The 24,082-nt window shown below is 67.1% G+C and carries 28 protein-coding genes and 1 tRNA gene; 28 read left to right on the top strand and 1 reads right to left on the bottom strand.

Annotation, left to right across the window (positions count from 1 at the left end; genetic code table 11):
• Positions 1–9 precede the first annotated feature (9 nt).
• The 28 genes from BQ7106_RS05590 (at position 10) to BQ7106_RS05465 (ending at position 23,810) form a co-directional block, all read left to right on the top strand.
• Positions 10–348 carry a hypothetical protein gene (locus BQ7106_RS05590; RefSeq protein WP_072372691.1) on the top strand — a complete coding sequence of 113 codons (339 nt, stop codon included), beginning with the start codon at positions 10–12 and terminating at the stop codon, positions 346–348.
• Positions 335–712 carry an HK97 gp10 family phage protein gene (locus tag BQ7106_RS05585; protein ID WP_205407679.1) on the top strand — a complete coding sequence of 126 codons (378 nt, stop codon included), beginning with the start codon at positions 335–337 and terminating at the stop codon, positions 710–712. The genes BQ7106_RS05590 and BQ7106_RS05585 overlap by 14 nt, the downstream gene beginning before the upstream one ends.
• The gene (locus tag BQ7106_RS05580; RefSeq protein ID WP_072372684.1) at positions 709–1,119 is read left to right on the top strand and encodes a DUF5072 family protein; all 411 of its coding nucleotides are present in this window, start codon (positions 709–711) and stop codon (positions 1,117–1,119) included. The genes BQ7106_RS05585 and BQ7106_RS05580 overlap by 4 nt, the downstream gene beginning before the upstream one ends.
• Positions 1,120–1,156: 37 nt before the next feature.
• Complete coding sequence (locus BQ7106_RS05575; RefSeq protein ID WP_072372681.1) at positions 1,157–1,711, top strand: phage major tail protein, TP901-1 family; 555 nt, start codon at positions 1,157–1,159, stop codon at positions 1,709–1,711.
• 42 nt (positions 1,712–1,753) lie between these two features.
• Positions 1,754–2,077: a hypothetical protein gene (locus BQ7106_RS05570; protein WP_072372678.1), complete on the top strand. Its 324-nt coding sequence runs from the start codon at positions 1,754–1,756 to the stop codon at positions 2,075–2,077.
• A gap of 77 nt (positions 2,078–2,154) precedes the next feature.
• On the top strand, positions 2,155–2,481 hold the full coding sequence (locus tag BQ7106_RS05565) for a hypothetical protein (protein WP_072372675.1): 327 nt from the start codon (positions 2,155–2,157) through the stop codon (positions 2,479–2,481).
• Between the two features lie 26 nt (positions 2,482–2,507).
• On the top strand, positions 2,508–7,955 hold the full coding sequence (locus BQ7106_RS05560; protein ID WP_072372671.1) for a tape measure protein: 5,448 nt from the start codon (positions 2,508–2,510) through the stop codon (positions 7,953–7,955).
• The gene (locus BQ7106_RS05555; protein ID WP_083526930.1) at positions 7,952–8,671 is read left to right on the top strand and encodes a distal tail protein Dit; all 720 of its coding nucleotides are present in this window, start codon (positions 7,952–7,954) and stop codon (positions 8,669–8,671) included. Before BQ7106_RS05560 ends, BQ7106_RS05555 begins: the two co-directional genes overlap by 4 nt.
• The gene (locus BQ7106_RS05550; protein ID WP_072372665.1) at positions 8,668–9,915 is read left to right on the top strand and encodes a phage tail spike protein; all 1,248 of its coding nucleotides are present in this window, start codon (positions 8,668–8,670) and stop codon (positions 9,913–9,915) included. Before BQ7106_RS05555 ends, BQ7106_RS05550 begins: the two co-directional genes overlap by 4 nt.
• Positions 9,912–10,262, top strand: coding sequence for a hypothetical protein (locus BQ7106_RS05545; protein ID WP_072372662.1), 351 nt, complete (start codon positions 9,912–9,914; stop codon positions 10,260–10,262). The genes BQ7106_RS05550 and BQ7106_RS05545 overlap by 4 nt, the downstream gene beginning before the upstream one ends.
• On the top strand, positions 10,232–10,888 hold the full coding sequence (locus tag BQ7106_RS05540; RefSeq protein ID WP_072372659.1) for a BppU family phage baseplate upper protein: 657 nt from the start codon (positions 10,232–10,234) through the stop codon (positions 10,886–10,888). Before BQ7106_RS05545 ends, BQ7106_RS05540 begins: the two co-directional genes overlap by 31 nt.
• Positions 10,881–11,429: an H-type lectin domain-containing protein gene (locus BQ7106_RS05535; RefSeq protein ID WP_072372656.1), complete on the top strand. Its 549-nt coding sequence runs from the start codon at positions 10,881–10,883 to the stop codon at positions 11,427–11,429. Before BQ7106_RS05540 ends, BQ7106_RS05535 begins: the two co-directional genes overlap by 8 nt.
• Complete coding sequence (locus tag BQ7106_RS05530; RefSeq protein WP_072372653.1) at positions 11,426–12,826, top strand: DUF6273 domain-containing protein; 1,401 nt, start codon at positions 11,426–11,428, stop codon at positions 12,824–12,826. The genes BQ7106_RS05535 and BQ7106_RS05530 overlap by 4 nt, the downstream gene beginning before the upstream one ends.
• 55 nt (positions 12,827–12,881) lie before the next feature.
• A complete protein-coding gene (locus BQ7106_RS05525; protein ID WP_072372650.1) occupies positions 12,882–13,490 on the top strand; it encodes a hypothetical protein in 609 nt (202 codons plus the stop codon).
• Positions 13,490–13,636, top strand: coding sequence for a DUF6273 domain-containing protein (locus tag BQ7106_RS11015; RefSeq protein WP_159431272.1), 147 nt, complete (start codon positions 13,490–13,492; stop codon positions 13,634–13,636). The genes BQ7106_RS05525 and BQ7106_RS11015 overlap by 1 nt, the downstream gene beginning before the upstream one ends.
• Positions 13,637–13,732: 96 nt before the next feature.
• Positions 13,733–14,740: an RNA-directed DNA polymerase gene (locus tag BQ7106_RS05520; protein WP_072372647.1), complete on the top strand. Its 1,008-nt coding sequence runs from the start codon at positions 13,733–13,735 to the stop codon at positions 14,738–14,740.
• Positions 14,741–14,774: 34 nt separating this feature from the next.
• Entirely contained in the window at positions 14,775–15,560 is a 786-nt protein-coding gene (locus BQ7106_RS05515) for a hypothetical protein (RefSeq protein ID WP_072372643.1), read from the top strand.
• Positions 15,560–16,000: a hypothetical protein gene (locus BQ7106_RS05510; RefSeq protein ID WP_072372640.1), complete on the top strand. Its 441-nt coding sequence runs from the start codon at positions 15,560–15,562 to the stop codon at positions 15,998–16,000. The genes BQ7106_RS05515 and BQ7106_RS05510 overlap by 1 nt, the downstream gene beginning before the upstream one ends.
• Before the next feature lie 12 nt (positions 16,001–16,012).
• A complete protein-coding gene (locus BQ7106_RS05505; RefSeq protein ID WP_072372637.1) occupies positions 16,013–16,279 on the top strand; it encodes a phage holin in 267 nt (88 codons plus the stop codon).
• Positions 16,279–17,352, top strand: coding sequence for an S-layer homology domain-containing protein (locus BQ7106_RS05500; protein WP_072372634.1), 1,074 nt, complete (start codon positions 16,279–16,281; stop codon positions 17,350–17,352). Before BQ7106_RS05505 ends, BQ7106_RS05500 begins: the two co-directional genes overlap by 1 nt.
• A 71-nt stretch (positions 17,353–17,423) precedes the next feature.
• The gene (locus BQ7106_RS11010) at positions 17,424–17,567 is read left to right on the top strand and encodes a hypothetical protein (protein WP_159431271.1); all 144 of its coding nucleotides are present in this window, start codon (positions 17,424–17,426) and stop codon (positions 17,565–17,567) included.
• 61 nt (positions 17,568–17,628) lie between these two features.
• Positions 17,629–17,955: a hypothetical protein gene (locus tag BQ7106_RS05495; RefSeq protein ID WP_072372629.1), complete on the top strand. Its 327-nt coding sequence runs from the start codon at positions 17,629–17,631 to the stop codon at positions 17,953–17,955.
• A gap of 4 nt (positions 17,956–17,959) precedes the next feature.
• On the top strand, positions 17,960–18,439 hold the full coding sequence (locus BQ7106_RS05490; protein WP_072372626.1) for a pilus assembly protein: 480 nt from the start codon (positions 17,960–17,962) through the stop codon (positions 18,437–18,439).
• Positions 18,411–20,471, top strand: a complete 2,061-nt coding sequence (locus BQ7106_RS05485; RefSeq protein WP_083526929.1) for a hypothetical protein — start codon at positions 18,411–18,413, stop codon at positions 20,469–20,471. Before BQ7106_RS05490 ends, BQ7106_RS05485 begins: the two co-directional genes overlap by 29 nt.
• Positions 20,468–20,941: a hypothetical protein gene (locus tag BQ7106_RS05480; RefSeq protein ID WP_129583806.1), complete on the top strand. Its 474-nt coding sequence runs from the start codon at positions 20,468–20,470 to the stop codon at positions 20,939–20,941. Before BQ7106_RS05485 ends, BQ7106_RS05480 begins: the two co-directional genes overlap by 4 nt.
• 1 nt (position 20,942) lies before the next feature.
• Positions 20,943–21,305 (top strand): DUF192 domain-containing protein, encoded by a 363-nt coding sequence (locus tag BQ7106_RS05475; RefSeq protein ID WP_072372620.1) that lies wholly within the window; start codon positions 20,943–20,945, stop codon positions 21,303–21,305.
• 193 nt (positions 21,306–21,498) lie between these two features.
• On the top strand, positions 21,499–21,789 hold the full coding sequence (locus tag BQ7106_RS05470; protein ID WP_072372617.1) for an FHA domain-containing protein: 291 nt from the start codon (positions 21,499–21,501) through the stop codon (positions 21,787–21,789).
• Positions 21,790–21,857: 68 nt separating this feature from the next.
• On the top strand, positions 21,858–23,810 hold the full coding sequence (locus tag BQ7106_RS05465; RefSeq protein ID WP_072372614.1) for a DUF2207 domain-containing protein: 1,953 nt from the start codon (positions 21,858–21,860) through the stop codon (positions 23,808–23,810).
• A gap of 129 nt (positions 23,811–23,939) precedes the next feature.
• Here the strand turns inward: BQ7106_RS05465 and BQ7106_RS05460 are convergent.
• Positions 23,940–24,015: transfer RNA gene (locus BQ7106_RS05460), tRNA-Phe, on the bottom strand.
• Positions 24,016–24,082 lie beyond the last annotated feature (67 nt).

Below are 24,082 nucleotides of genomic sequence, written 5' to 3'. Positions count from 1 at the left end.
GTGGTGCCCATGCGCTGGTACCGCGCGCTCACATACAAGCGGGAGCAGACCGGCAAGGACGAGACGAGGAACCCCGTCTTCGAGCTAGTGGAGACGGGGGAGCACATCCTGGTGCGCACGCCGCCCTGGATGCCAGTCCTGGACGAGACCGAGGGCAACCGCTTCAACATGGTCGAGCGCACATTCCTGACCAAATCGAAACCGGAGCTTCTAGAGGGCGTCGCGGCCATCAAGGTTCGCGGCGTCCTCTATTCCGTCGAGAGCGTGACCCACGAGGCGCCGACGGTCGCGGTGAACGTGAGGAGGTGCACGAAGGATGGCTGGGACGATCACATTGCAGGGCGATAGGCAGCTCGCCGCCGCCCTGCGCAGGCTGTCGCAGGCAGACTTCGACAAGGTTGTCCAGGACAACATGCGCCAGATCTACAACCGTGGCAAGCGCGGCGGAACGCCAGTCGATTCCGGCGAGCTGGTTGCCTCGCTGGGCTTCACGCCCGACGGAGGCGAATCCGAGGTGGGCTACACCAAGGAGTACGCGCCGCACGTCGAGTACGGCCACCGCCAGAACGTCGGCCAGTTCGTGCCGAAGCTCGGCAAGCGCCTCAAGGCGTCCTACGTTCCCGGCCAGCACTATCTGGCCGCGAACGTGGCGGCGCAGGGGCCGAAGCTCCACAGCGCGCTCAAGCGCGAGCTTAGGAGGGCTGGCACATGATTCGACGCATGAGCATCGGGGAGTTCCTGGGGTGCCTCATCGACCACATAACGGAGCACACCGGCATCACCTGCTACGACTTCCCGGAGGACAAGCCCTCCCCGCTCTTCAGCGCGGAGATCGAGACCACAGAGGACGCGCGCACCAAGACCATGTGCCTCGACGTGTTCAACGTCCTCATCCACTGCATCTCCGAGCCCGTTGAGCCTTTCTCAACCGCTCCCGTGTACCGCCTCGTCCAGCAGGTCGAGGAGGCCATGGAGAGCGAGCTTGAGCTGCCCAAGCCCTTCCTGCTCAACACGCAGGACTTCATGGGGCTGCGCGCCGTGACCCGCGACCAGTCGGGCGAGGGCCACGCAATCCTCAGCTATCGCATCGAGGTCTGCTACGGCCTCCTTTGCAAGTAGCAATCCGAACGAACAACTGAATAGAAGGGAAAAGGCAATGGCTGAACCCCAGGTTTCCGGCACCCTGACCACCGGCTGCGACTTCGACGCGCAGACCGCCCAGGCCGTGCACGGCAAGAACATCGTCCTCGCCGTCCTCGACGCCACCTGCACCAACCTGCTCGCCCTCGCCGGACAGCAGGGCCTGACGTGGACCGTCGAGGCCGAGAACTCCGAGACCGCCACCAAGGACGGCACCGGCGACTGGCAGGTCGTGACCGCAGGCGTCAAGTCTTGGAGCGCCAGCACCGACGGCCTGTGGATGGCCGACGACGAGGGCCGCAAGACCATCATCAAGGCGCTCAAGGACGGCACCTACGTCTGCGTCGGCATGTACGAGCGCGAGACCATCTCCAACGGCGTCAAGTACATCCCCATCCGCAAGGGCCTCGCCATCATCACCTCCGACGAGCTTGAGGCACCCAACGACGACAACACCACCTACAGCGCCGAGTTCACCGGCTCCGGCCCGTGCTGGATGCGCGAGGCCGCCGAGGAGCCCGAGATCACGGCCGCGACCATCACCATCACGACCACCGACTCCGAGGGCTAGGCCCTAGCGACAAGTCAGTAAACGATGGAAAGGAGACCATCAATGGCAGACACCAGGACTTTCGAGGTTGAGGGCAAGAAGTACGAGATCAAGTTCATCTTCGCCCGCATCGACATGTACGAGCAGAGCCACCGACCCATCATGGCGTCCTTCGCCCAGAACGGCGGCTCCTTCTCGCTCGGCGAGCTGCGCGACCTCGTGGCCTACGGCATCAAGCACGAGGGCGGCAACTACGTCTCGCCGCAGCAGGGCCGCGAGATGGGCCAGAAGCTCATCGAGGAGAACGGCTACCTCGACGTCTTCACCGCCGTCACCGAGGCCCTGACCCGCGACTGCGGTTTTTTCTTCAAGACCCAGAGCGCGTAAAGGCCCTCCGGGAGCTGACCCGCTACGAGTACTTCAAGGCGGGTCAGCTATCCCCCGAGAGGGAGCACGCGGCGGGGATGTTCCGCCGAGAGATCGACTACGCGTACTTCGCGGCCCGCTTGGGATGGACGCCCGAGCAGTACGGCTCGCTAACGCCCGTGCAGCTTTCCTTCGTCCGCAAGGAGCTTGAGACGCGCACCGTGCGCGACTCCGAGATCATGCAGCACGCGACCGAGGTGGCCGTGGCCAACGTCCTCAGAAAGAAGGGCCGCAAGCTGCTTGAGCTGTGGAAGAAGGTTCAGCCCGAGCACTCCGCTCCCCCCGTCACCAAGAGTGAGTTCGACCTGCTCAAGAAGGCGTTTGCCAGCAAGTACGGGAAGCGGCAGCGGATCACAACCGAATAACAACTGAATAGCAGGAGGTGGTTGGGATGGCCGACTACACACTCTCAGCCAAGGCCACCTTTGACGGCTCCAATTTCGACAAGGGCATTAAGGGCAGCGAGAGCGCCCTGGACAGCTTCAAGTCGAAGTGCTCGGCCATCTCAATCGCCGTCGGCAACGTACTCGCCCAGGGCTTCGGCAAGGCAGTCGAGGTCGTGAGCGCGTCCGTTGACAAGGCCGTCTCGCGCGTGGACACCATGCGCAACTTCCCGAAGGTCATGTCCAACCTCGGCTACAGCTCCGAGGACGCCTCGGCCGCCATCCAGAAGATGAGCGACCGTCTGAGCGGGCTGCCCACGACCCTCGACAGCATGACGAGCGGCGTCCAGCGCCTCGTCCCGTCCGTTCAGGACGTCGGCAAGGCCACGGACATCATGCTCGCCTTCAATGACGCGGTTCTCGCGGGCGGAGCGCCCATCGAGGTACAGAACGCTGCGCTTGAGCAGTTCAGCCAGTCCGTGAGCAAGGGCAAGTTCGAGCTTGAGGAATGGCGCTCCATCTGCACGGCCATGCCCGGTCAGATGGACCAGATGGCCAAGTCCCTGCTCGGCGCGACCGCCGGACAGCAGGATCTCTACGAGGCCATGAAGAACGGCGACATCACGATGGACCAGTTCCTCAACAAGCTTGTCGAGCTGGACACCGTTGGTGGCGAGGGCTTCGCGAGCTTCCAGCAGCAGGCGGAGGACGGCGTAGCCGGTATCAGCACGGCGATGGCCAACGCATCGAACGCCGTCACCAAGGGCGTCGCGTCCATCATCGAGGGAGTCGGCGTCGAGAACATCGTCGGCGTTATCAACACGATAAAGACCGGCATCACGGACGGCTTCAACGCCGCTGCAGGTGCCGTGCAGACCTTCGTCGGGCAGATTCAGGACAACGGCGCGGTGCAGACCGCATCCGAGATCTTCGGGACACTCGCTCAGGCAGCGAGCGACGTGGGCGGCGCTGTGGGCGGCATAGTCGGCTCGCTGCTCGGCATCCCCGAGGGCACCGACCCCGCAGTCGCTGCGGCTGACGCCCTGAAGGCCGCCCTTGAGGCGGCGAAGCCCATTGTCGAGGGAATCGGCGACGCCTGCGCGTGGCTGAAGGACAACGCCTCGGAGGTCGCGCCCATCGTGGCGGGGCTCGTGGCGGCGTTCCTCGGCTTCCGCGTCGTTCAGGGCATCGTCGGATTCGTCACGTCCTTCCAGTCCGCGCTCGGCGGCATCGGCTCGGCCGCTGCCCCCGCGACCACCGCGCTCGGTCAGATCGGCGGCGCTGCGAGCATGAGCGCGCCGCAGATTCTCGCGCTCGGAGCCGCAATCGCGCTCGTCGGCGTGGGAGTCCTCGCGGCCTCGGCGGGGCTGTACGTGCTCGCCCAGGCCGCAATCCAGATCGCGGCGGCTGGCCCCATGGCCGCCGTCGCCATGGTCGCGCTCGTGGCGGCAATCGTCGGCCTCGCGGCGGGTGCCTCCGTCGTGGGCCCCGCGCTCACGGCTGGCGCTGTCGGCATCGCGGCGTTCGGCGCTGCGGTGCTCATGGTCGGTGCTGGCATCCTGCTGGCCACGGCTGGCATCACGCTGCTTTCCACGCAGCTCCCCATGATCGCCACTTACGGCGCGTCCGCAGCGGTCGGAATCGCGGCGCTCGGGGCGGGCATGCTCGCCTTCGCGCCCGGTGCCATCGCGGCTGGCGCGGCGGTGCTAGTGCTTTCCGCCGGTCTCCTGGCGGCTGGCGCAGCAGCCCTCGTGCTCGGCGCGGCTGTCGTGGTCATCGGCGCGGGCATCACGCTCGCGGCCGCTGGCATGGCGCTCATGAGCGCGCAGCTACCCATCATCGCATCGCTCGGCACCACGGCAGCGGTCGGTCTCGCCGCGCTCGGAGCGGCGGCGCTCGTGGCGTCTCCCGGCCTCCTGGCCGCAGGTGCTGCGGCAACCGTCTTCGGCGTGGGCATGACGGCCGCGTCCGTCGGCGTCGTGGCTGCGGCGGCGGCAATCACCGTCGCGGCCGCAGCGGTCACGCTCTTCGGCGCGGCAATCATGATCGCCGCCGCTGGCGTGGCCATGCTCGGCGCTACGCTCCCGACCATCACGGCGGGAGGCGCGTCCGCAGGTGCGGCCATGACCGCGCTCGCCGCAGGCATGGCGCTCCTCGGCGCTGGCGCTCTTGTGGCAGGTGCTGGCGTCGCGGTGCTCGGCGCTGGCGTCCTCGTGGCGTCCGCAGGAATCATCGCCTTCGGCGCTGCGGTCACCGTGGCGGCAGCAGGCGTGACGCTGCTCGGCGCGGGCATGACGGTGCTCGCCGCTGCGGTCATCCTGCTCGCAACCGGCGTCGTGATCGCCGCCGCTGGCATCACGGCAATGGGCGCGGCGCTCCCGACCATCGCGGAGTCCGCCCCCACGGCGGCGGCAGGAATCGCGGCGTTCGCCGCAGCAGCGGCTGCGGCAACGGTCGGCCTGCTCGCTGGCACACCGGCGCTCGTCGCCTACGCGACTGCGGCATCGACGGCCGCAACCGGCGTCACGGCAGCAGCCGCAGGCACGGTGCTCCTCGGCACCGGCATCACTGTGGTGGCGTCCGCCGCACCGATGGCGGCCGCTGGGCTCACCGCCCTGGCCATGGCCGCCGCATCCGCAGCGCCGTCCCTGGCGTCCGCAGCCCCGTCGCTGATTGCGGCGGCGTCGGCATCGGCACAGGCGGCGTCCGGGTTCACCACGGCAGCGGCTGCCGCAGCCGCGCTCGCCGTCTCGTTCGCGGCGGCGGTCGTGTCCGCGACCGCCATGGCCACGGGATTCACGGCGGCATCCACGGCGGTCGTGGCGGCCATGACCCTCGCCACCGCCTCGGTGACGATGTTCACGACCATGACCACGGCGCAGTTCGCCGCACTGGTGGCAGTGGTGCAGTCCTCCATGGCCATCTTCACACGCGAGATGAGCCAGCAGTCCGTGCTCGCGATGCAGATGTTCATCATCGCCATCCAGCAGGGCATCGCGCAGGCGGTCGCGCTCTTCGCGACGCTGCGCAGCCAGATCGTATCCATCCTGAGCGGCCTTTCGGGCGCGCTCTACAGTTCCGGCCTCGCGATGATGCAGGGCTTCGTGCGCGGCATCCAGCAGGGCATGTCCCAGGCCGTCGCGGCGGTCTCCGCAGGGATGTCGCAGATCCGCGCGTACTTCCCCTTCTCGCCCGCGAAGAAGGGCCCTCTGTCCGGCCGAGGCTACACCACGTACTCGGGCGAGGCGCTTATGGAGGGCTTCGCCGAGGGCATCGAGGACGGGGCGGACGCACCCGTCAAGGCCGTCCGAGAGGTCGGCCAGCACGTGTCCGACACCGCATGGGAGTACGGCTACCACGCCGCCGTCAGCTACAGCGACGGACTTTCCAGCGGCACGAGCCTCGTGGCGGACGCGGCGGGCTCCATGGGCGACGCCGCCACCGGTGCCATGGAGGACGCCGACGCCGAGATGCAGGCGTACATCGACAAGATGATCGAGGGGTACCGCGAGCGCAGCCACGAGCTGCAGCAGGTCTCCTCAGAGCTTGGAGACGTCATCTGGGGCGCGCTGATGCCAAACATCAAGGCGCTCGGCTACGCCAAGCCCGAGACGGGCGAGGTCTACGACTCCATGAAGGTTCTTGAGGCCGCAGGCTACAACCTCGACAGCTACAAGGACAAGATTCAGGAGATCGCCGAGGAGCGCGCAGACTGGGAGAAGAAGATCGCCAAGGGCGACCTCAGCGACACCGAGAAGGAGAGCTACGACGAGTGGCTTTCCGAGGCGAACGAGTTCATCGCCATGCAGGACAAGCTCACGGCTTCCGTGGGCGACATGGAGCACTGGCAGTCCCTGTACAAGATGAAGGACGACCTCATCACGGACATGGACGCCGCGACCTCGTGGTCCGACACGCTGGGCAAGCTCTTCAACAAGACCGGCGTGCGCTACTCCAAGAACTTCGTGGAGCGCGTCATGGAGGGCGGGGACGACTACAAGGACGCCCTCGCCCAGATGGCCGACATGACCGACGAGCAGGTTCAGGCCATGGTGGACAGCTTCGATGACCTCGCCAGAGCGGAGAGGGAGCAGGAGCTTAACCAGCGGTCGCTCTACATCAACAGCCTGCAGTGCTTCGATATGACCGACCCGAAGGACTGGCTGCTCGACTTCCGAGAGACCTGCCTCGACGTCAAGGAGGCCATCTACAGCGACAGCGGCCTGAGCAACGCCTTCCAGATGGCGGGCGTGTCCGTGGAGAGCTTCGCAAGCTCCCTGCGCGGCATGGACGTCACCATGGAGGACTTCGTTAGCGGCATGCAGGACTTCACCAGCACCGTCGCAAACGGCTTCGACCAGATGACCGCCTACGGCAAGACCGGCCTGGACGAGTGGGAGCAGAACCTCCGGCTCAACATGGCCGAGTCCCAGGCTTACGCAGACAACCTCGTTGAGGTCTTCAACAAGATTCCCGAGGGAATCGACACGGAGGCTTTCCGCAAGGCGGTCTACGAGGGCGGCTTCGACCAGTGGGGCCAGGTAATCGCCGACATGGCCGAGAAGTCCTCGGATGAGATCGGCGAGTACATCCAGCTCTACAACGACGCGCTCATCGAGGGCCAGCAGTCGGCAATCGAGCAGTTCCAGGCGCTCAGCCCCGGTGACGATGTGGTGAACAGCCTCATCGCCGGAATCGAGGCGGGCAAGGAGCAGCTTGCCGAGTCCATGGGCGGCCTGCTCACGGACAGCATGGCCATGGTGGCCGAGGGCGACCAGGCGGAGACCTTCGCAACGTCCATCGGGCAGGCCCTGACCAACGCCTTCGCGTCTGACGAGGTACTTGAGCAGACCGCTACCGCCATGCAGGGCGTCGTGGCCAACATGGGGCAGGGACTGCTCAGCAACCAGGCGCTAGTCACCGACAGCGTGGCAACCGTGTCCGAGCAGGGCAACGCGACGGCGGCCAGCTTCTATGACGCCTTCTATGGCACGGGCCAGCAGCTCGCCATGGGCATCGCGGCTGGCATCCAGAGCAAGATCAACGAAATCGCCGCTGCCGCCGCTGCGGTCGTGCGCGCGGCAATCGCTGCGGCACGCGCAGAGGCTGCGGTGGCATCGCCCTCCAAGGTCATGCGCGACCAGGTGGGCGCAATGATGTCGGCCGGTCTCGCGGTCGGCATCGAGAAGACGGGCTACATGGCCGCAGAGGCCATGGAGGACGTCACGAGCGGCGCGATAGACGCCGCCAGCGCGCTTTCGCTCGCACCTGCGGGCGGGTACAGCTACGGCCTCGGCACTACGAGGGCGGGCGAGTACGCGGAGGGCGGCGGCTACTACAGCTACGGCGGAGACACGTGGAACGTCTACGTGCGCGACGACCGAGACCTCGACGCGCTGCAGAAGGACATGAACAGGAACCAGGAACGGAAGATGAGGGCGGTGGGACTCGCATGAGCGGAATGATCTACGACGGATACGACTTCGGCCACATCCTGCGCATCGACGGAATCCACCGCCCCGTCATGCCGGACGTGGACGTCAAGTCCGATGACCTTTCGGGCGACGGGGCGCGCCTCGGCGGCGTGCGGCTTGAGGCCGCAGAGATCGAGGTCGATGTGCGCCTCTACCGCCCTTTCGAGGAGGTTGGCACGCGCGAGGGCTTCGAGCGGGCGAGGCGGCTGCTGCAGCGCCGCCTGCTCCGCCGCTCCCCGTGCAAGCTCGTCCTCCCAGACGCGCCGGACATGTACAACCTCGCGGTGCTCGAAGGCTCCACGGAGCTAGAGCGCATCGCCTGGAACGGAACCGGCACGCTCAACTTCTACTGCGCCGACCCTCGCGGGTACGGAGCCGTCAGACGTCGTTCCAGCCAGGGCGGCACGTCCGCGCTGCGCGTCAACGTCGGCGGCTCCTACCCGACGGCACCGATCATCAAGGTGACGGCGGGTACGGCGAACCTCACCGTCATGAACGACGGCGCGACCATGAGGGTGCTCGGGGACGAGACGGTCACCGAGCCCGTTGTCATCGACAACCTGCAGCACGCCTGCACGGTCGGGGATGACACTGTGATGCTCGACGCCCTTGACGATTACGCCGAGTGGTCACCTGGCGTGCACACGCTGCAGTGCGACTACCCGTTCGAGGTAGAGTGGCGGGAGATGTGGCTATGAGACGGCTTCGCTTCATGGTCTTCGACCGCTGGGGGCGCTACCAGCAAGACCTCACCGGCATCGCGGAGGCGACGCTTTCGCAGGAGATCAACAGCACGGACGAGCTGGACATCACCGTCCCGGTCGCGCTTTCAAAGGGAGATCATATCCTGTGGCGCGACGAGACATGGCACGAGCACGTGGTCAACGAGCAGGACCAGGAGCACGAGGGCTCGCAGACGATGAGCTACAAGTGCGAGGGCGTTCACCAATGGCTGCGCTACGACCACATCAGGCTATTCGTCATGACCAACGTCACCGCCGAGGAGGCGCTGACGCACATCCTTGAGCAGACCACGTGGGAGGTCGGCACGGTCGAGGACTTCGGCCGCCACGACCTCGCGCTGTCCCAGACGGACACCTACAAGGCGCTGCTTGAGATCGCAGGGACGTGGGGCTGCGAGATCCGGCCCGAGATAACCGTCTCCCACGGCGGCGTCACCAAGCGGGCAATCAGCCTCGTGCACCAGCGCGGCGAGTCCCGAGGGGCGCGCTTCGAGTACGGCCGCGACATCGGCGGCGTCGAGAAGAGCGTGCTGAAGGATGACGTCATCACGGCCTGCTATGGCTACGGAAAGACGCTCGACACGGAGACAGACGGCGTGAAGGACCGCCTCTGGTGCTTCGTGGAGGGCACCGACGAGCAGAAGCAGCGTTGGGGCCAGCCGGACGGAAACGGCGGCATCAAGCACAGCGTGGGCATGTACGAGGACGCCAACATCGAGGACGCCGACGAGCTTGAGGACGCGACGCGGGCCTACATGGCGCAGCACTCCGCTCCATCGGTCCAGTACAAGGTCAGCGACGCAATGGCGCTGCAGCTCCGAGGCGTCGAGCTGGGTGACGTCATCCAGACCATCGACCGCGAGTTCATCCCCGAGCTGCGCCTTGAGGCGCGCGTCGGCGAGATGAAGCGCGACGTTCTGACCGGCGACACCAAGAGCGCCACGTTCGGCACCATCGTATCGCTGCTGCCAGACGTGCTCACGCGCATCTACTCGCAGGTCACGTCGGTCACGCCCGCGCTTACGCAGGCGCAGATAGCGGCGAACAACGCCGCCCAGGCCGCGCAGGAGGCCGAGCAGAAGGTCACGAGCATCGACCAGATGCTCACGACCGGAGCCCTGTCAATCGGCGGCTCCGTGCTTTCCGTCGTGGACGGAAAGATCTACCTCGACGGGAAGGAGCTGGTGGTGGCCGAATGATCCTAGACATCGACAAGTCAATGCCGGACGCCGGTCCCGTCTACATCCGCTCCGGCGAGTCCGGCGTGGCAATGAGCGCAGAGATCGTTGACCAGGGCGTCCCGGCAGACCTCACAGGCATGACCGCGACCTTCCGCGCGATGTGGCGCGGCGGCCACGGCGAGGCGGCCTGCACGGTGGACGGCAGCGAGGTCTCGTGGACCATGCCAGCCGTCCCCGTGCCCGGAAGGCTCCTGGCGGCATACGTCGAGCTTTCAGGCGGCTGGTCCGTCATCACAACGCAGGAAATCGAGATGCACGCAGAGGAGGTGGCCGAATGGACGTGCAGCCCATCAAGCTGTATCTAGACCTCTCCAAGGAGCCGGAAGAGCAGCAGGTGGTCTTCCTGCGCCAGGGCGAGAAGAGGGCTACGGTCATCGAGGCCCACATCTACGACCACGGCGAGGAGGCGGACCTTTCGGGCGTCACGCCGTACTTCACCATGCGGCACCCGAAGGGCGCGCTGCTTGAGGACAAGTGCGCGCAGGCGAGCGGGAACGTCGTTACCTACGAGGTAATCCCGCAGGCCGCGCAGGAGGTCGGAACGTGCTCCGTCGCCTACTTCGCCTTCATGGACGGCGAGACGATTGAGGCCACCACGCACGCCACGACGCAGGCTTTCGCCATCGTCATCCTGCCTAACGCGCAGACCGACGGTGACGGCATCGCCGAGGCTTACGCAAGCCGCATCGAGGAGATGCTGAAGTGGTGCCATGACACCTTCCTCGCCAACGAGGCAGAGCGCGACCAGAAGGTCGATGACGCCGTGGCCAAGGCTGATGCCGCAACGGACCGCGCGAACGCCGCCGCAGATGCGGTCGAGGAGGCCCTTAGCGGCGAGCTTGGCCCGCTCATCGGCACGTACCTCAACACCCTCGGAATCACGGAAGAGGAGTTCGATTTGGCATGGGAGGAGGCCGCGCCGGATGCCTGACGTGACAGAGATCTACAAGCTATTCAACTCGAAGCTCCTGCCGCATGCCCTCAAGGTCATCAGGGCTGACCGCGTGCTGAAGCCAGGGGAGGTCACCGGCGACAAGATTGCCGACGAGACCATCACGCCCATAAAGCTAATCGGCATGATTCAGGGCGGCGGCAGCTCGACGGGTGAGCTGGAAGACCTGACCATCCGCACGTACAGCTTCGCTAATGCCGGGTCAGGGTGGAACACGTTCACGTTCCCAGACCCGTTCGAGGGCACGCCACAGGTTCTGTGCCTCGCAGAGGGCGAGTACAGCGTCCAGGTGCAGCAGGTCTCTACGACCAAGTTTCAGTACCGGCTGGTCAAGGATTCGGCTGCGTCGCTAAACCTGACGAAGGCCAGCTACTGGGTGCACACGGCTCAATCGACAAGCACCGGGAACATGCAGAACGTCAGCCTCGTCACGGGCGGCTCGCTCAGTGGCGGAGGCTCGGCTTCCGGTGACGCGGCGCGAATCATGTGCATCGCAATCGAGTTTGGAGGGGACAAGTGAGCATCAGCGCAGAATCTACCGACTACATTAACTGGGCTTACCTGCTTAAGGGCAACTACCGGAAAGGCGTTCACCGCCTCCGCGAGATTATGGGGACTCCGGGGCAAGCGCAGGAGTTCTGCAGCAATGCAGGCGCCATGGCTCTTGTGCTCGGGCACGATCCCGACCACCCGGACGCCAACAGCGAGCAACTGCGTGAGCTTATCCTCGGAAGCACGTACGTCGATTTTGCTATCGAGCACTGGTTTCCGCTGGTGTTCCCTGGGCACACAGCAGAGGAGATCGTATCCGACGATACTCTGCTCGCTGCGGTCATGGGAGGCTCAACGACTGCGCCCGCTCTTGCGGAATCAGACAAGTGGCTCGCTAAGGCGCTCGCATCACTCGCCGACTTCGATTCAGGTGGAATCGACTCGATTGCAACGCTCGTCACAAACGGCTCCGCCATCAGCGCGGTCGTTGCCTCCTCTTCCGCAATGGCAATCGTCGCGGAATCGGAGAAGTGCCTGACGGCAATCCTTGAGAACGACGATGCCGCAGGCAAGCTGTTCTCAAGCAGCGTGGCGGTTTCAGCCCTGGTCGCGTCCGACAAGGCCGTCGAAACTATTGATGGTTCGCCAGATGCGACGGAGACGTTCATCGCAGCGATTCCGTCCAATGCGAGCACGCTGTTCCCCATGCTTGAGAAGTCGGACAAGCTGATGAAGGCGGCATTCGATAATGACGCCGCACGATCCGCGCTTGCTTCCGTGGCGCAGTTCGCAAGTCTTGTGGCTACAACCTATGCCAGCACATTCGCTTCGGAATCCTGGGCAACGCTCGCCAAGATTGCCGACGTCGCAAAATCCAATCCTTCGGCGTTCTCCTCGTACCAGGGAAAGACGAGAAACGTTGCAATCACGAGCAACGGCACGCACAGCTTCGAGGTCGCGGGCGTCGGAATGGATGGGGCGGGCTTCACCTTCATCTGCACCGACCTTGTTGGCACGCACCGCATGAACGCAAGCAACACGACATCCGGCGGATGGGAGCGTTGCGAGATGCGCTCGTGGCTCAACGGAACGCTCATCAACAACTTCCCTGCAGAGCTTCGCAATGTCATCAAGTCGGTCTCCAAGAAGAACACAAGCGGATACGGCGCGGCAACAACGAGCGACAAGCTCTGGATTCCCTCCTGGACAGAAGTCGGCCTTACAAGCGGCAATGCCGAGGGGAACAAGTACGGGATCTTCAACAGCAACAGTGACCGCATCCGCAAGAACGGTGGTTCTGCCACGTACTGGTGGCTGCGCTCCGTCGACTCGTCCGCGTACTTCCGCAGCGTGACCTCGGACGGCTCGCTCGGCAGCTACAACGCCTCGAGCGCCTATGGGGTTTGCCCCTGCTTCTGCATCTGATAATCTGCACCCCAAGCCCATACTTGGGCTTGGGGGGGGGGGGGCAAGGAGAAAAATGTCAGTACCGAAAAGCGAGCGCAAGACCTCGACCATGGAGTACATCGCCACGGCAAGGAAGCTCGCGGCCAAAGTGTTCCGCTACAGCAACGGCCTGCCGAAGCGTTACGCATTCAGGCTGGGCAACCCGTTGTTCGAGCACGCGCAAGAAGTGGTCTTTCACGTAAACGCCGCCAACCAGACGTACGTTAACGACCGAGCGGGATTCGAGCAGAGGCGCATGCACCTTAACGAGGCGCAGGCGCACCTGCAGCACGTGGAGAGCTATCTGGACATACTGCGTGAGGTCACGCAGCAGCTGCACGACGAGGAGCTGCACCGACTAGACGCAAAGCTGGCAGAGGTCGGCCTGAGCGTGCATGACGTTGACAACGCCGACGTGCGCGACGCGCTGAAGAAGCTTCCGAAAGCGCCGAACGAAAACGTATACGCCGAGTTCGCGGAGCTGATTGCGAGCGAGCGCAGCCTCATCGGCGGCGTGAAGAAGAACGACACCGCGAAGTACAAGGAGGTCGTTCAGCCGAAAGAGGAGGAGCGAAAGGCGGCGGAGTTCGAGCGCATGTACAATAGGATGCGGGAGAAGCAGGCAGGCGGGGGAGCGACCTGATGCTGATGGCCGTTCTGGGTTGGTGTGGTTCTGCCACGAACTGGTGGCTGCGCTCCGTCAACTCGTCCACGAACTTCCGCAACGTGAACTCGGACGGCTCGCTCAACAACAACAACGCCTCGAACGCCAATGGGGTTTGCCCCTGATTCCGTCTTCTCACAGACGGCATCCTGACCTAGTAACCCGCAAGGGCGAAGACTGCTTTGTAAGAAGATAGAAGGAGGGCGCTTCCCATCCGCACCGTGGATAAAAACCAAGACATCTACGCCGCCTGCTTCTCCCTGTTCAACCTCATGGACGCCGCCAAGATCTGCTACAAGAACGTCACGTGGAAGCGGCAACCGCAAGGCTTCACCAACCGGACGCTCACGCAGTGCAAGCAGCTCCATGACGAGCTGCTGAGCGGGACGTACCGACCGGTGGAGCCGAGGCGGTTCACCATCATGGAGCGGGGCAAGCAGCGCGACATCCTGCCCGTTGACTTCCGCGACCGCGTGGCGCAGCGGTGCCTGTGCGACAACTATCTGTACGAGAGGGTGGAGGACTACATCTCCGAGGACAGCAGCGCCTGCATCGTGGGGCGCGGCCTCGCCTACGCGCACGACAGGGTGAGGCAGCACGCGGAGCGTTGCCCCGTCGATGGCTGGGTCTTCCAGTTCGACTTCCACGATTACTTCGCCAGCATCGACCGCAGGTTGCTCAACGCCCTCGTGGCCAAGCTCACCGACGATGACCGCATGCGGTGGCTAATCGCCGTCATGACCGGATGGCAGGGTGGATTAGAGCTTGGCAGTCACGTCTCGCAGCTCCTCGCCGGTGCCTACCCGACGCCCATAGACCGAGCCATCGAGTCTCTTCCCGGCGTCGTTGGCTATCACCGCTACATGGATGACGGCGTTGCGCTCTGCGAGGACCGTGACGCCGCCATTGCGGCCAGGGAGGAGTTCGGCCGCATGGCCAAGCGCCTGCGGCTCGTGCCGAACCCGCGCAAGACGCACATCAACCGCATCGAGCACCCGTTCATCTTCTGCAAGATGCGCTACGAGAAGCAGCCTGACGGGTCGGTGCGCATGGTCGTGCGCAAGCAGCAGTCGCGGCGCAGCGCGAAGCACGCCAAGAACGTGAGGGCCCTCGCCGAGCGGTGCCCCGAGAGGGGAATCGACCTTGAGCCGGTGCGCGCGGCCATGGAGGGCTACCTGAATCGCGGAGACGAAGACCTCACCTGGCTGGTGGACGAGACGTTCTCATAGCAAGCCAAAACACAACTGAATAGGAGGCCAAGCCATGAAGGCGAACGGCATCACGTGCCTCGACACCTGGGTCGAGGGCGACGGTGCGCTCATGCTCGTGCTCGACTGCACGGCTGACGAGGCACTGGAGATGGACACGCTGGCAATCGACATCACCACGGATGACGGAGACCTTGCCGAGCGGTACGTCAACTTCATCAAGGTGTGCGCCAGTGTTGACGCCGAGACCAAGCAGGTGACGCTGCGGTGCGCCGCTGCCACGGGCGACGTCGCGCAGACCATCACCCAGGTCGTGGCCAAGATCGGCGAGGTGACGCAGGCCGCCGAGGCGGCAGGTGCCGCAGCGACCGAGGCTAAGCAGACCGCCGACGAGGCAAAGGGCATCGCCGAGCAGGGAGGAACCGACCCACAGCTTAAGGCGCTCGCAAAGGCGCAGGTCGCGACGATGGACCTATCCGAGGCCACGTGCGACGAGGTGGTGGCCTTCCGCGACTACTGGCCCGAGTGGCAGCCCGACACGGAGTACAAGCACAATCAGCCGCTCATGTACCAGGGACGCTACTTCCGCACGTCTAAGGATCTCACGTCCCAGGCAATCTACCCGCCCGGAACCGCCGAGAGCGAGTACTACGAGGTCACGATCGCGCCCGACGGCATCATCAACTGGTACGACGTCGGCGGCGAGTACAACATGGTCCACAAGGGCGAGAAGCGGCACTACTCGGACGCAAGCGGACCGGTGTACGAGGCGCTTGAAAACACGAGCTACAGCCCTGACTCCTACCCGCAGCACTGGAAGCTCGTTGAGGAGGCCGCCTAATGGACCAGACCGGAGCGGCCTTTGTCGAGGCGGTGGAGCCTTACGGTCCCTTCGCACTCTTCATCGTGGGCGTCGGAATCGCCGTCGTTGCCGTGCTGTGCGCCTTCATTTTGCCGACTTGGCGCAAGAACCTCGAAGCGCAGCAGGCCATCGAGCGGATGAAGGCCGAGGCGCAGATCGAGCTTGAGAAGAAGCGCGAGGAGCGCAAGGCGGCCGAATCGGAGCGGCAGGCCCAGATGAACAAGGAGCGCGCCGAAATCGACGGCAGGAACGCCGTGACCATGGAGGGCCTGAAGACGTCCATCGACGCCATGCGGGCGACGCAGGAGCGCAGCAACGCGCTCCTTGAGGGCAGCCGCAGCGGCTCCGCGAAGATGGGCGAGACGGTGGAGGACACCAACCGGCTCGTCACGGAAATCCATCACGTAATCGTCAAGTAGGAAGGAAACGACATGATTAACTGGCAGGTACGAATCAAGAACAAGCAGTTCTGGCTCACCCTCATCCCGGCGGTGCTCCTGCTCGTGCAGGTGGTGGCCGCAGTCTTCGGCATCACCATCGACCTCGGCGAGCTTGGCAACCGCCTGCTGGATGTGGTCAATGCCGTCTTCGCGGTGCTCGTCATCCTGGGCGTCGTGACCGACCCCACCACCGAAGGCGTGGGCGATTCCATCCGCGCGCTCGGCTACGAGGAGCCGTACAAGGACGGTGAGGAGTAATGAATTTCGAGACCCTCGACATGGATGTTAACCTTATCCTTGACAAGCACTTCTCCGAGGGCCGAGGTGGGAAGCCGGTCGGATTCGTCGGCATCCACTACAACGCTGGCAACCTGACCGTTGAGGGGTGCTACAGCGTGTGGCAGACCCGTGAGGCGTCGGCCCACATCCAAGTCGAGTCCTCCGGCCGCTCCGGCCAGCTAGTCTGGGACAGGGATACCGCTTGGGCGCTCGGGAACTTCGATAAGAACCAGAGGTCCATCAATATTGAGCATGCCAACATGGCCGACGGCACGATCACCGAGCAGGCGCTCGACGTCGGTGCCCACATCGTGGCGGGCTACTGCATCCTCTACGGCCTCGGCCGCCCAGAGTGGGGCGTCAACGTCATCCCGCACAAGGCTATCAGCCCGACGTCCTGCCCTGGCGAGATCTACGGCTCGCAGAAGGAGGCGTACATCCAGAGGGCTCAGTACTGGTACGACATGATGACGGGTGCCATCCAGCCCGAGCCTGAGCCCGAGCCCGAGCCGGTCACCCCGCTTCCCGACGTGCTCAAGCGTTTCGTGGACCTCGACCCCGACTCCTGGTACATCGCACCCATCGAGGAGTGCGTCAGGGAGGGTTACATCAACGGGTACGACCACGAGCACTTCGGCCCTTCCAACCCGCTCACCCGCGCCCAGGGCGTCGTGGTCATCGCCAACGCCTCGCGCGAAGACCTCACGGACTACCTTGAGCCCTTCGAGGACGTGGCCCCCGGCCCCTACTACTACACCGCGCTTTGCTGGGCGGTCGATAAGGGCATCGTCTCCGAGCAGGACAACTTCCGCCCGGATGACGCGGCGACCCGCGCAGAGTTCGCGTGCATGCTTCACAACTGGCGCGGCAACCCCGCTCCTGCTGGCGAGCCGACCGGCTACCCGGACTGGGCCGAGGTTCCCGATTGGGCCAAGGACGCCATGGCATGGGCCGTCGAGAAGGGCGTCATCGGCGGCAGCGACGGCAAGCTGCTCCCCAACTCGGCGTGCAGCCGAGCCGAGGCCGCTGCCATGCTGGCCAACCTTCTCTAGGTGATGCTCCGCGCCCGGAGCTTTCATCTCCTTTCCGCCGAGCGCGGTCATTCACAGGGGCACCCTTCGGGGTGCCCCTTTTTTACTATCGGTTGGTTGGCTATCCCTCACTCACGCGCGTGCTGGTGGTCATTGCCATCGTCGCGATTCTGGCGTTTCGCGACAGGGTGTCGGAGCTCTGGGACGCGATAGCCAGCGGCATCAACTCGCTGTGAGGTCGCGGCGCCCCCGCCGGGCGGCGGGGGCGCTCGCCCCGGGCTCTGGGGGAGGTGCGTGATGCGCGATGGAAAGAGGGCTGAACACTGCCGCGCGCGGCGCCGGCGTCGCGCGCGGGGAGGGCGAGCTCGCGGAGCGAGGGCGCGAGAGGGGAGGCGAGGCGGCCACGCTCGCGGGTCGCGTGACGGGGGGCGAGAGCCGGAGCGGGGGCAGGCGACCCTCGAGTACCTGCTGCTCCTCGCGGCGTTCATGGCCATGGTGCTTGCCCTCGGGTCGCTGTGGCACGCGGCGAGGGACGGCAGACTGCTCGACCTCGCCTCCGAGGCGGCTTCGCACGGTTCGGGGTCAGGAACGGTGGCGCTGCTCAAGGACGTCGTCGGGTACTGAGGGCATGCTGGCGCGGCTGGCCCGCGACCGGGGCGGCCAGGCGAGCGTCGAGGCGGCGCTGCTCGTGCCCGTGACCCTCGTGCTCGTGGCGCTTCTCGCCCAGCCGGCGTGCGTCCTCTACACGAGGTCGGTGATGGCGGCGACCGCCGCCGAGCTGACGAGGCTCGCGGCGACGACGCGCGACGGGGAGGGGGACCATCGGGCCTTCGCCCTTCGTCGCCTCGCTGCGGTTCCCGACGTCCCCGTCTTCCACGAGGGCGGCCCGGAGGCATGGGAGGTCGAGGTGGCGGGTCCGGGCGACGATGGGCGCGTCAGGGCGGTGGTGCAGGGATCGGTGCGACCGCTTCCCATCCTCGGGGCCATCGTCGCGGCGCTCGGGGAGCCCGGGGGCGGCGGCGTGCGCCTCAGGGTCGAGGTGACGCGAGAGGTCAGGGCGGACTGGATTGGGGGAGCGTATGCGGAATGGATCGGGGTCTGGGACTGACGCGTCGCGCGTCGCGCCCGTGCTCTCGCGGTTTCGCGACGACGAGGGCGGGTTCACGACGGTCGGCATCGCCGTGGCGCTCGTGCTGAGCCTGTCGCTGGTCTTTGCCGCGGCGGGCGCGGCCTGGGTGGGCGGGCGCTCCGCCGAGGTCCAGCGCGTGGCGGACGCGGGCGCGATGGCCGGCCAGAACGTCGTCGCGTCATTCTCGACGGTGGCGCAGGTGGTGGACGCGTGCGTGCTCAGCATGGGGGTCACGGGCGTCGTGGTGCTCGGCGCGGGGCTCGTCGTGTCGTGCGTCCCGGGCCTCTCGGCGACGGGGGCGAGCATATCGCAGGCGGGCGGGAGGATCCTCGACGCGAGAAGGACCTTCGCGCAGCGGGCCGCCGAGGGGCTGGAGCGCCTCGAGGCGACGCTTCCGCTGCTCATCGTCGCGAACTCGGCGTCCTGCGTCGAGGCGAACTCGGTGGGCGGGATGACCTACAGCGGGTGCGCCCTCCCGTTTCCCGCGGAGTCCCGCTCGGACTTCTCGGCGCTCGGCGCAGAGCTCGACGACGAGCGTCTCCGCGAGCTCTCCGGCGAGATGGGGGAGCTCTCCGACAGGATGGAGGAGGCCGGGCGGCGCGCGCGGGAGGCTCTCGAGCGGGGGTGGGAGGCGGACTGCGGCTCCTCCCCGTACTGCCTGTGGGAGCGCGCGTCGACGCTGGCGGGCCTGCCGACCGCCCGGAACCCCCACTTCGCCGCCCCGGAAGGGTGGACGTTCGGGGCCCCGCTCGAGCGGGCCCGGCACTACTACGCCGCCCGCCTCTCCGCGGCGATCGTGACGGGCTCGAGCGCCGAGGAGATCACCGACGCGGCGTGCCGGAGGGCGTTCTACGAGTACGCCCTTGAGAGGGTTCGGTCGGGGTCCTATCGCGAGCTGACGGACGGGCGCGTGAGCGCGGACCTGCCCCCGCTGCCGAGCAACGCCGCCCAGGCGCGCGAGACCGAGCTCTACACGGACTCAAGGTGGCCCTGCACGTCCGAGGGCGGGGTCAGGACGCTGCACTCCTCGACGCTGTGTCCGGGTGCGACGGGGCCGGCGTCCGGCACGGCGGCGCTCTCTGCCGTCGACGCCGGGTCTGTGGCCGTCTGCGAGGAGTGCCGCATGGACATCGGGGACATGGGGCGCGTCGCCGCGGCGTCCACGTCGATCTCCAACGGGTTCGAGCACCACTGGCGCATCATCGTCGAGGCGTCGGAGGACTACGAGCGCGCCCGGGCGGACGAGGCGGAGGCCCGCAGCGCCCTGCGCGAGCTCGCCGAGGAGGGCGAGGGGGCGTTCTCGCGCGTCCTCGAGCAGCTTGGCGTTGCCCGTCCCTCGCTCTGCCCGCCCGGGGCATGGGGCTGCGTGGCGGTGGTGGCGCGCGGGGAGGCGCGCGCCGTGCCCGGAGAGCTCACGGAGGCGTTCCTCTCCTCGGCCGAGCTGCCCGAGGGCGCCGCGGTCTCCGCCGCTGCGCTCGCCCCCGACCCCTCGACCGACGAGAACAACGTCCTCTCGAGCTTCTTTGACGCGGTCTCGGAGGAGGGGTCCGGCCTCGGCGGGGCGCTCGATGGCGTCATGGGGCTCTGGGGCGACCTGCTCACGGGATACTCCTCCGCATATGGGGGCGTGGCGGAGGCGGGCGGGGCGTTTCTCGACGACCTCGACGGCGTCCTCGGTGGGACGGTGGGCGCTTGGCTCAAGGGGCGCCTCAAGCAGGTCATGGCGGCGACGGGCCTGGAGCCGGTCGACGTGCGCCTGAGAAAGCCGGTGCTCGTGAACACCCAGGACGTTCTCGACCAGGGCGGCTTCGAGCAGGTCTCGACGGTGCGGGAGCTCGTGGGGTCCCTTCCCGAGGCATCCTCGGCGCGCGACTTCGCCGCCTCCCTCGGCTACGCGCTCGTCGACGAGGCCGGGGGTTGGCGCCTCACCATCGCCGAGCTCCCGATTCCCGGGACCGATCGGTCGGTCCCGCTCACGGTCGACCTCTCCGAGCTCGGGGTCGTGCCATGAGGCCCGCGGAGCTGGCCCGCGGGTCGGGCGGGCAGATGACGGTTGAGCTCGCGGTGGTGACGCCCGTGGTCATCGTCGTCGCCCTCGTCCTTCTCAACCTGCTGGGCTTCATCGAGGCCTGCGCCGCGTTCGACCAGGCGGCACCCGACGCCGTCATCTCCCATGGCGTCGCCCCCTCGGGGGAGCAGACGAGGGTCGTCGCGGTCGACTCGGTGCGCGAGGCGCTCGCCGAGGCGGTCGGGAGGGAGGGAGTCTGCGAGGTCGAGGTGAGCGCCGAGCAGCTCTCGGAGAGTGACGGACGGGCGATCTTCTCCGCCTCGCCCCTGCTCATCCGCTTCACCTGCACGCTCGTCTACCGACCTTGGCCGCGCCTGCTCAGGATGCCCGGGATCACGCTCGAGGCCCCCTTCGCGCTGCGCCACGAGCGGCAGCTCGTGGTCGACCGCTACCGCCCCGGGGTGGTGATGTGAGATGGCGACGGTCAGGCTGCGCTCGGACGAGCGGCCGTGGGTGACCCTGGAGCTCAGGGCGCTGAGCGGCTGGGTCGAGCGCATGCGCGGCCTGCTCGGCACGGGGCCGGAGGCCTCCCCGGTCGTGCTCGTCCGCTGCGGCTCAGTCCACACCTTTGGCATGCGCTACCCGATCGACGTCGCCCTCGTCGGAGAGCGGGGGGAGGTCGTGCGCGTCTGCCGCTCCGTCGAGCCGGGGCGGTTCTGCTCCCACCCCGACGCCTCGTGCGTCATCGAGCGCCCCTCGCGCCCGGGGGAGTGGGTCGAGGAGGGGGAGCACCTCTGGGTGGTCGCCCTGAGCGCGGACGGGGTCGGCGCGACATGAGAGACGGAGGGACCATGAGGTACGAGACCAAGCTGTGCCCGCGCTGCGGCGCGGAGCTCTATGCCGACATGAGCATCTGCTACGGGTGCCTGTACGACTTCACGAGGGGCGGGGGGCCGGCGCGCCTGCGGGGGACACCGCGGAGCTCCTCGCGGCGGGACCCGTGGAGCGCGTCGGGACGGCGGAGCCCGGTATGTTCGTGATGACCCCGCTCGCGAGCCTCTGGACGCCCGTCGCGCCGGGCGGGTCGTCCCTCGGCCGCGACCCATCCAACGATGTCGTCCTTCACTCGCCCGCCGTCTCGAGGCGCCACCTCCGTCTGCTCCCGACCCCCGACGGCATGGAGGTCGCCGACCTCGGGTCGACCAACCCGGCGACGTATCGGGGAAGGGAGGTCGCGGGGCGGGTCGTCGTGCCGTACGGCGACGCCATCGACGTGTGCGGGTGCCGACTCGTCATGACCGGCCCTCCCGCGACCACCTAGTCGGGCCCCGGGTGGCCTCTGCTATGCTTGCAGCCACGACCGCCCGTCCCCCGTGCTTGGAGGTCCCGATGGCCGCCTGTGCGCCCGACCGTCGTCCCGTCCGTCCGCTCGTTGCCGCGCTGCTCCTCGTGGCCGCGGTCATGCTCGCTCTTCCCGCGCGGGCGCTCGCCCGCGACTACCAGATAGACTCCGTGCGCATCGACGCAACGGTCTCCGAGGACGGTGTCCTCGCGGTGACGGAGACCCGCACGTTCGACTTCGACGGAAGCTTCAGCGGCGTCTACTGGGACGTCCCCGCGGGCCGCAACGAGGCGAGCGGGCGCGACGTGAGCGTGAGGATCGTCTTGGCGGGAGAGGGCCTCCCCGGGTCGCTCGTCGCCTTCGAGCCCTCGACGGCTGGCCTTGACGGGACCTTCGAGGTGAGCGAGGTCGAAGGTGACGTGCTCCGCGTCAAGCTCTACGCCCCGCACGAGGACGAGCGCGCGTCGTTCACGCTCTCCTACGAGGCATCCGGCGTGGTCACGCGCTGGGACGACGTGGCGGAGCTCTACTGGAAGTTCGTCTCGGACGGGTGGGACGTCGAGTCGCAGGACGTCACGTGCGTGCTGCACCTCCCCGTTCCCGAGGGGGCGGCGCTCGCGGCGGGGGAGAGCGTGCGCGCCTGGGGGCACGGCCCGCTCGACGCGTCGGTCGAGTTCTCGGGGGACGAGATCGTCTTCACGGTCCCGGGCGTGGGGACCGACGAGTTCGCCGAGATGCGCGTGACCTTCCCGCGCGACTGGGTCGGCGGGCTTGAGGCGACCGCGGGGGAGCGCCTGCCGCAGGTGCTCTCGGAGGAGCAGGCCTGGGCCGACGAGGCGAACGCTCGCAGGGACCGGGCGCGCCTCGCCATCGCCGCCGCGGTCGGTGGGGCCCTCGCCCTCGCCGCGGCGTCGGCGGGCGTCGCGCTGTGGCGCCGCGCCCGCTACCGGAGCGCGTGCACCCCGCGCTTCGCCGACACCTACTTCCGCGACGTCCCGACGACCGACCACCCCGCCGTCCTCGGGGCGCTGATCGGCGGGGGAGACGCGGGCGAGAAGGACCTCTCCGCGACGCTCATGCACCTCACCGATGACGGGGTCGTGCGCCTGGAGCGCGAGCGGACGACGCGTCGCGGCATCCTCGGCGAGCGCGCCGAGGAGACCTGCCGTCTCGTTCGGGTGCGCCGCGACGTCGACGCGTCCGGCTCCGACGCGGCGTCCGCGCTCATCGACCGGCGCGCCCTCGAGCTCGTGTTCGCGGCAGCGGACGGGGGCGCCGGAGACGCGGTGCTATTCTCCGAGCTCAAGGACTACGCCAAGGCGCACCCCCAGGCCTACTCGGACGCCTACGACGCCTGGAAGGGTGCCGTTGAGGGGGCCTGCCTCGAGCGCTTCTCGGGAACGGGAGAGCACGTTCGGGGCAAGGGCGCGCTCATTGCGCTCGCGATCGCCGACTGGGTGCTCGCCGTGATCGCGCTGGTCGCGCTCCTGGACATGGGGGCGCACCCTGCCGCGGTCCTCGGCGCGCCCGTCGCGCTCGCCGTCGCCGGGGGAGCCCTGATGTGGGCGGCGTCCACCATGAGGGACCTCAGCCCCGAGGCCATAGAGGTCAGGGCCGAGCTCGAGGCGCTCGAGCGCTGGCTGCGCGACTTCACGCGCCTGGAGGAGGCGGTGCCGACCGACGTGGTGCTCTGGAGGCGCCTGCTCGTGATGGCCGTTGCCCTCGGCGTCGCGGACGAGGTGATCGAGCAGCTGAGGGTCAGCGTGCCCGAGGTGCTCGACGACCCCTATCTCATGCCCACGTACGGGTGGCTCATCTGGCACGGGCGTGACGGACGCACCCCCGCTGCGGCGCTCGCCGCCTCCGCGGCGGCCGCGCACGAGGTGTCGACCGCGGCGCTCGCCGAGTCCGACGACAGCATGGGGTCGGGCGGTGGCGGGGGCTTCTCCTCCGGCGGCGGTGGAGGGTTCGGCGGTGGCGGTGGCGGCGGCGCGTTCTAGGCACGGGCCCGGCGCACGCGCGAGGGGGCGGCAGCGCGTCGCCCCCTCGCGCGTCTTGCCCGACCTGCGCCGAGCTCGTTCCAACAAAAAGCAGGCCGGAAGCACAAGGCCTCCGACCTGCGAAAGTTCTGGTGGCGGGGAAGGGAGTCGAACCCCTGACACGGGGATTTTCAGTCCCCTGCTCTACCAACTGAGCTACCCAGCCATTTGGTGCGGGAATTACTATACCAAACTCGACGGGGGAGTCAAAGACTTTTTTCGACTTTTTGGCG

Origin of the sequence: Thermophilibacter mediterraneus, from assembly GCF_900119385.1 — a bacterium.
Lineage (GTDB): Bacteria > Actinomycetota > Coriobacteriia > Coriobacteriales > Atopobiaceae > Thermophilibacter > Thermophilibacter mediterraneus.
Note: the sequence above shows the minus strand (reverse complement) of the source record. Positions and strands in the feature narration are given on the sequence as shown.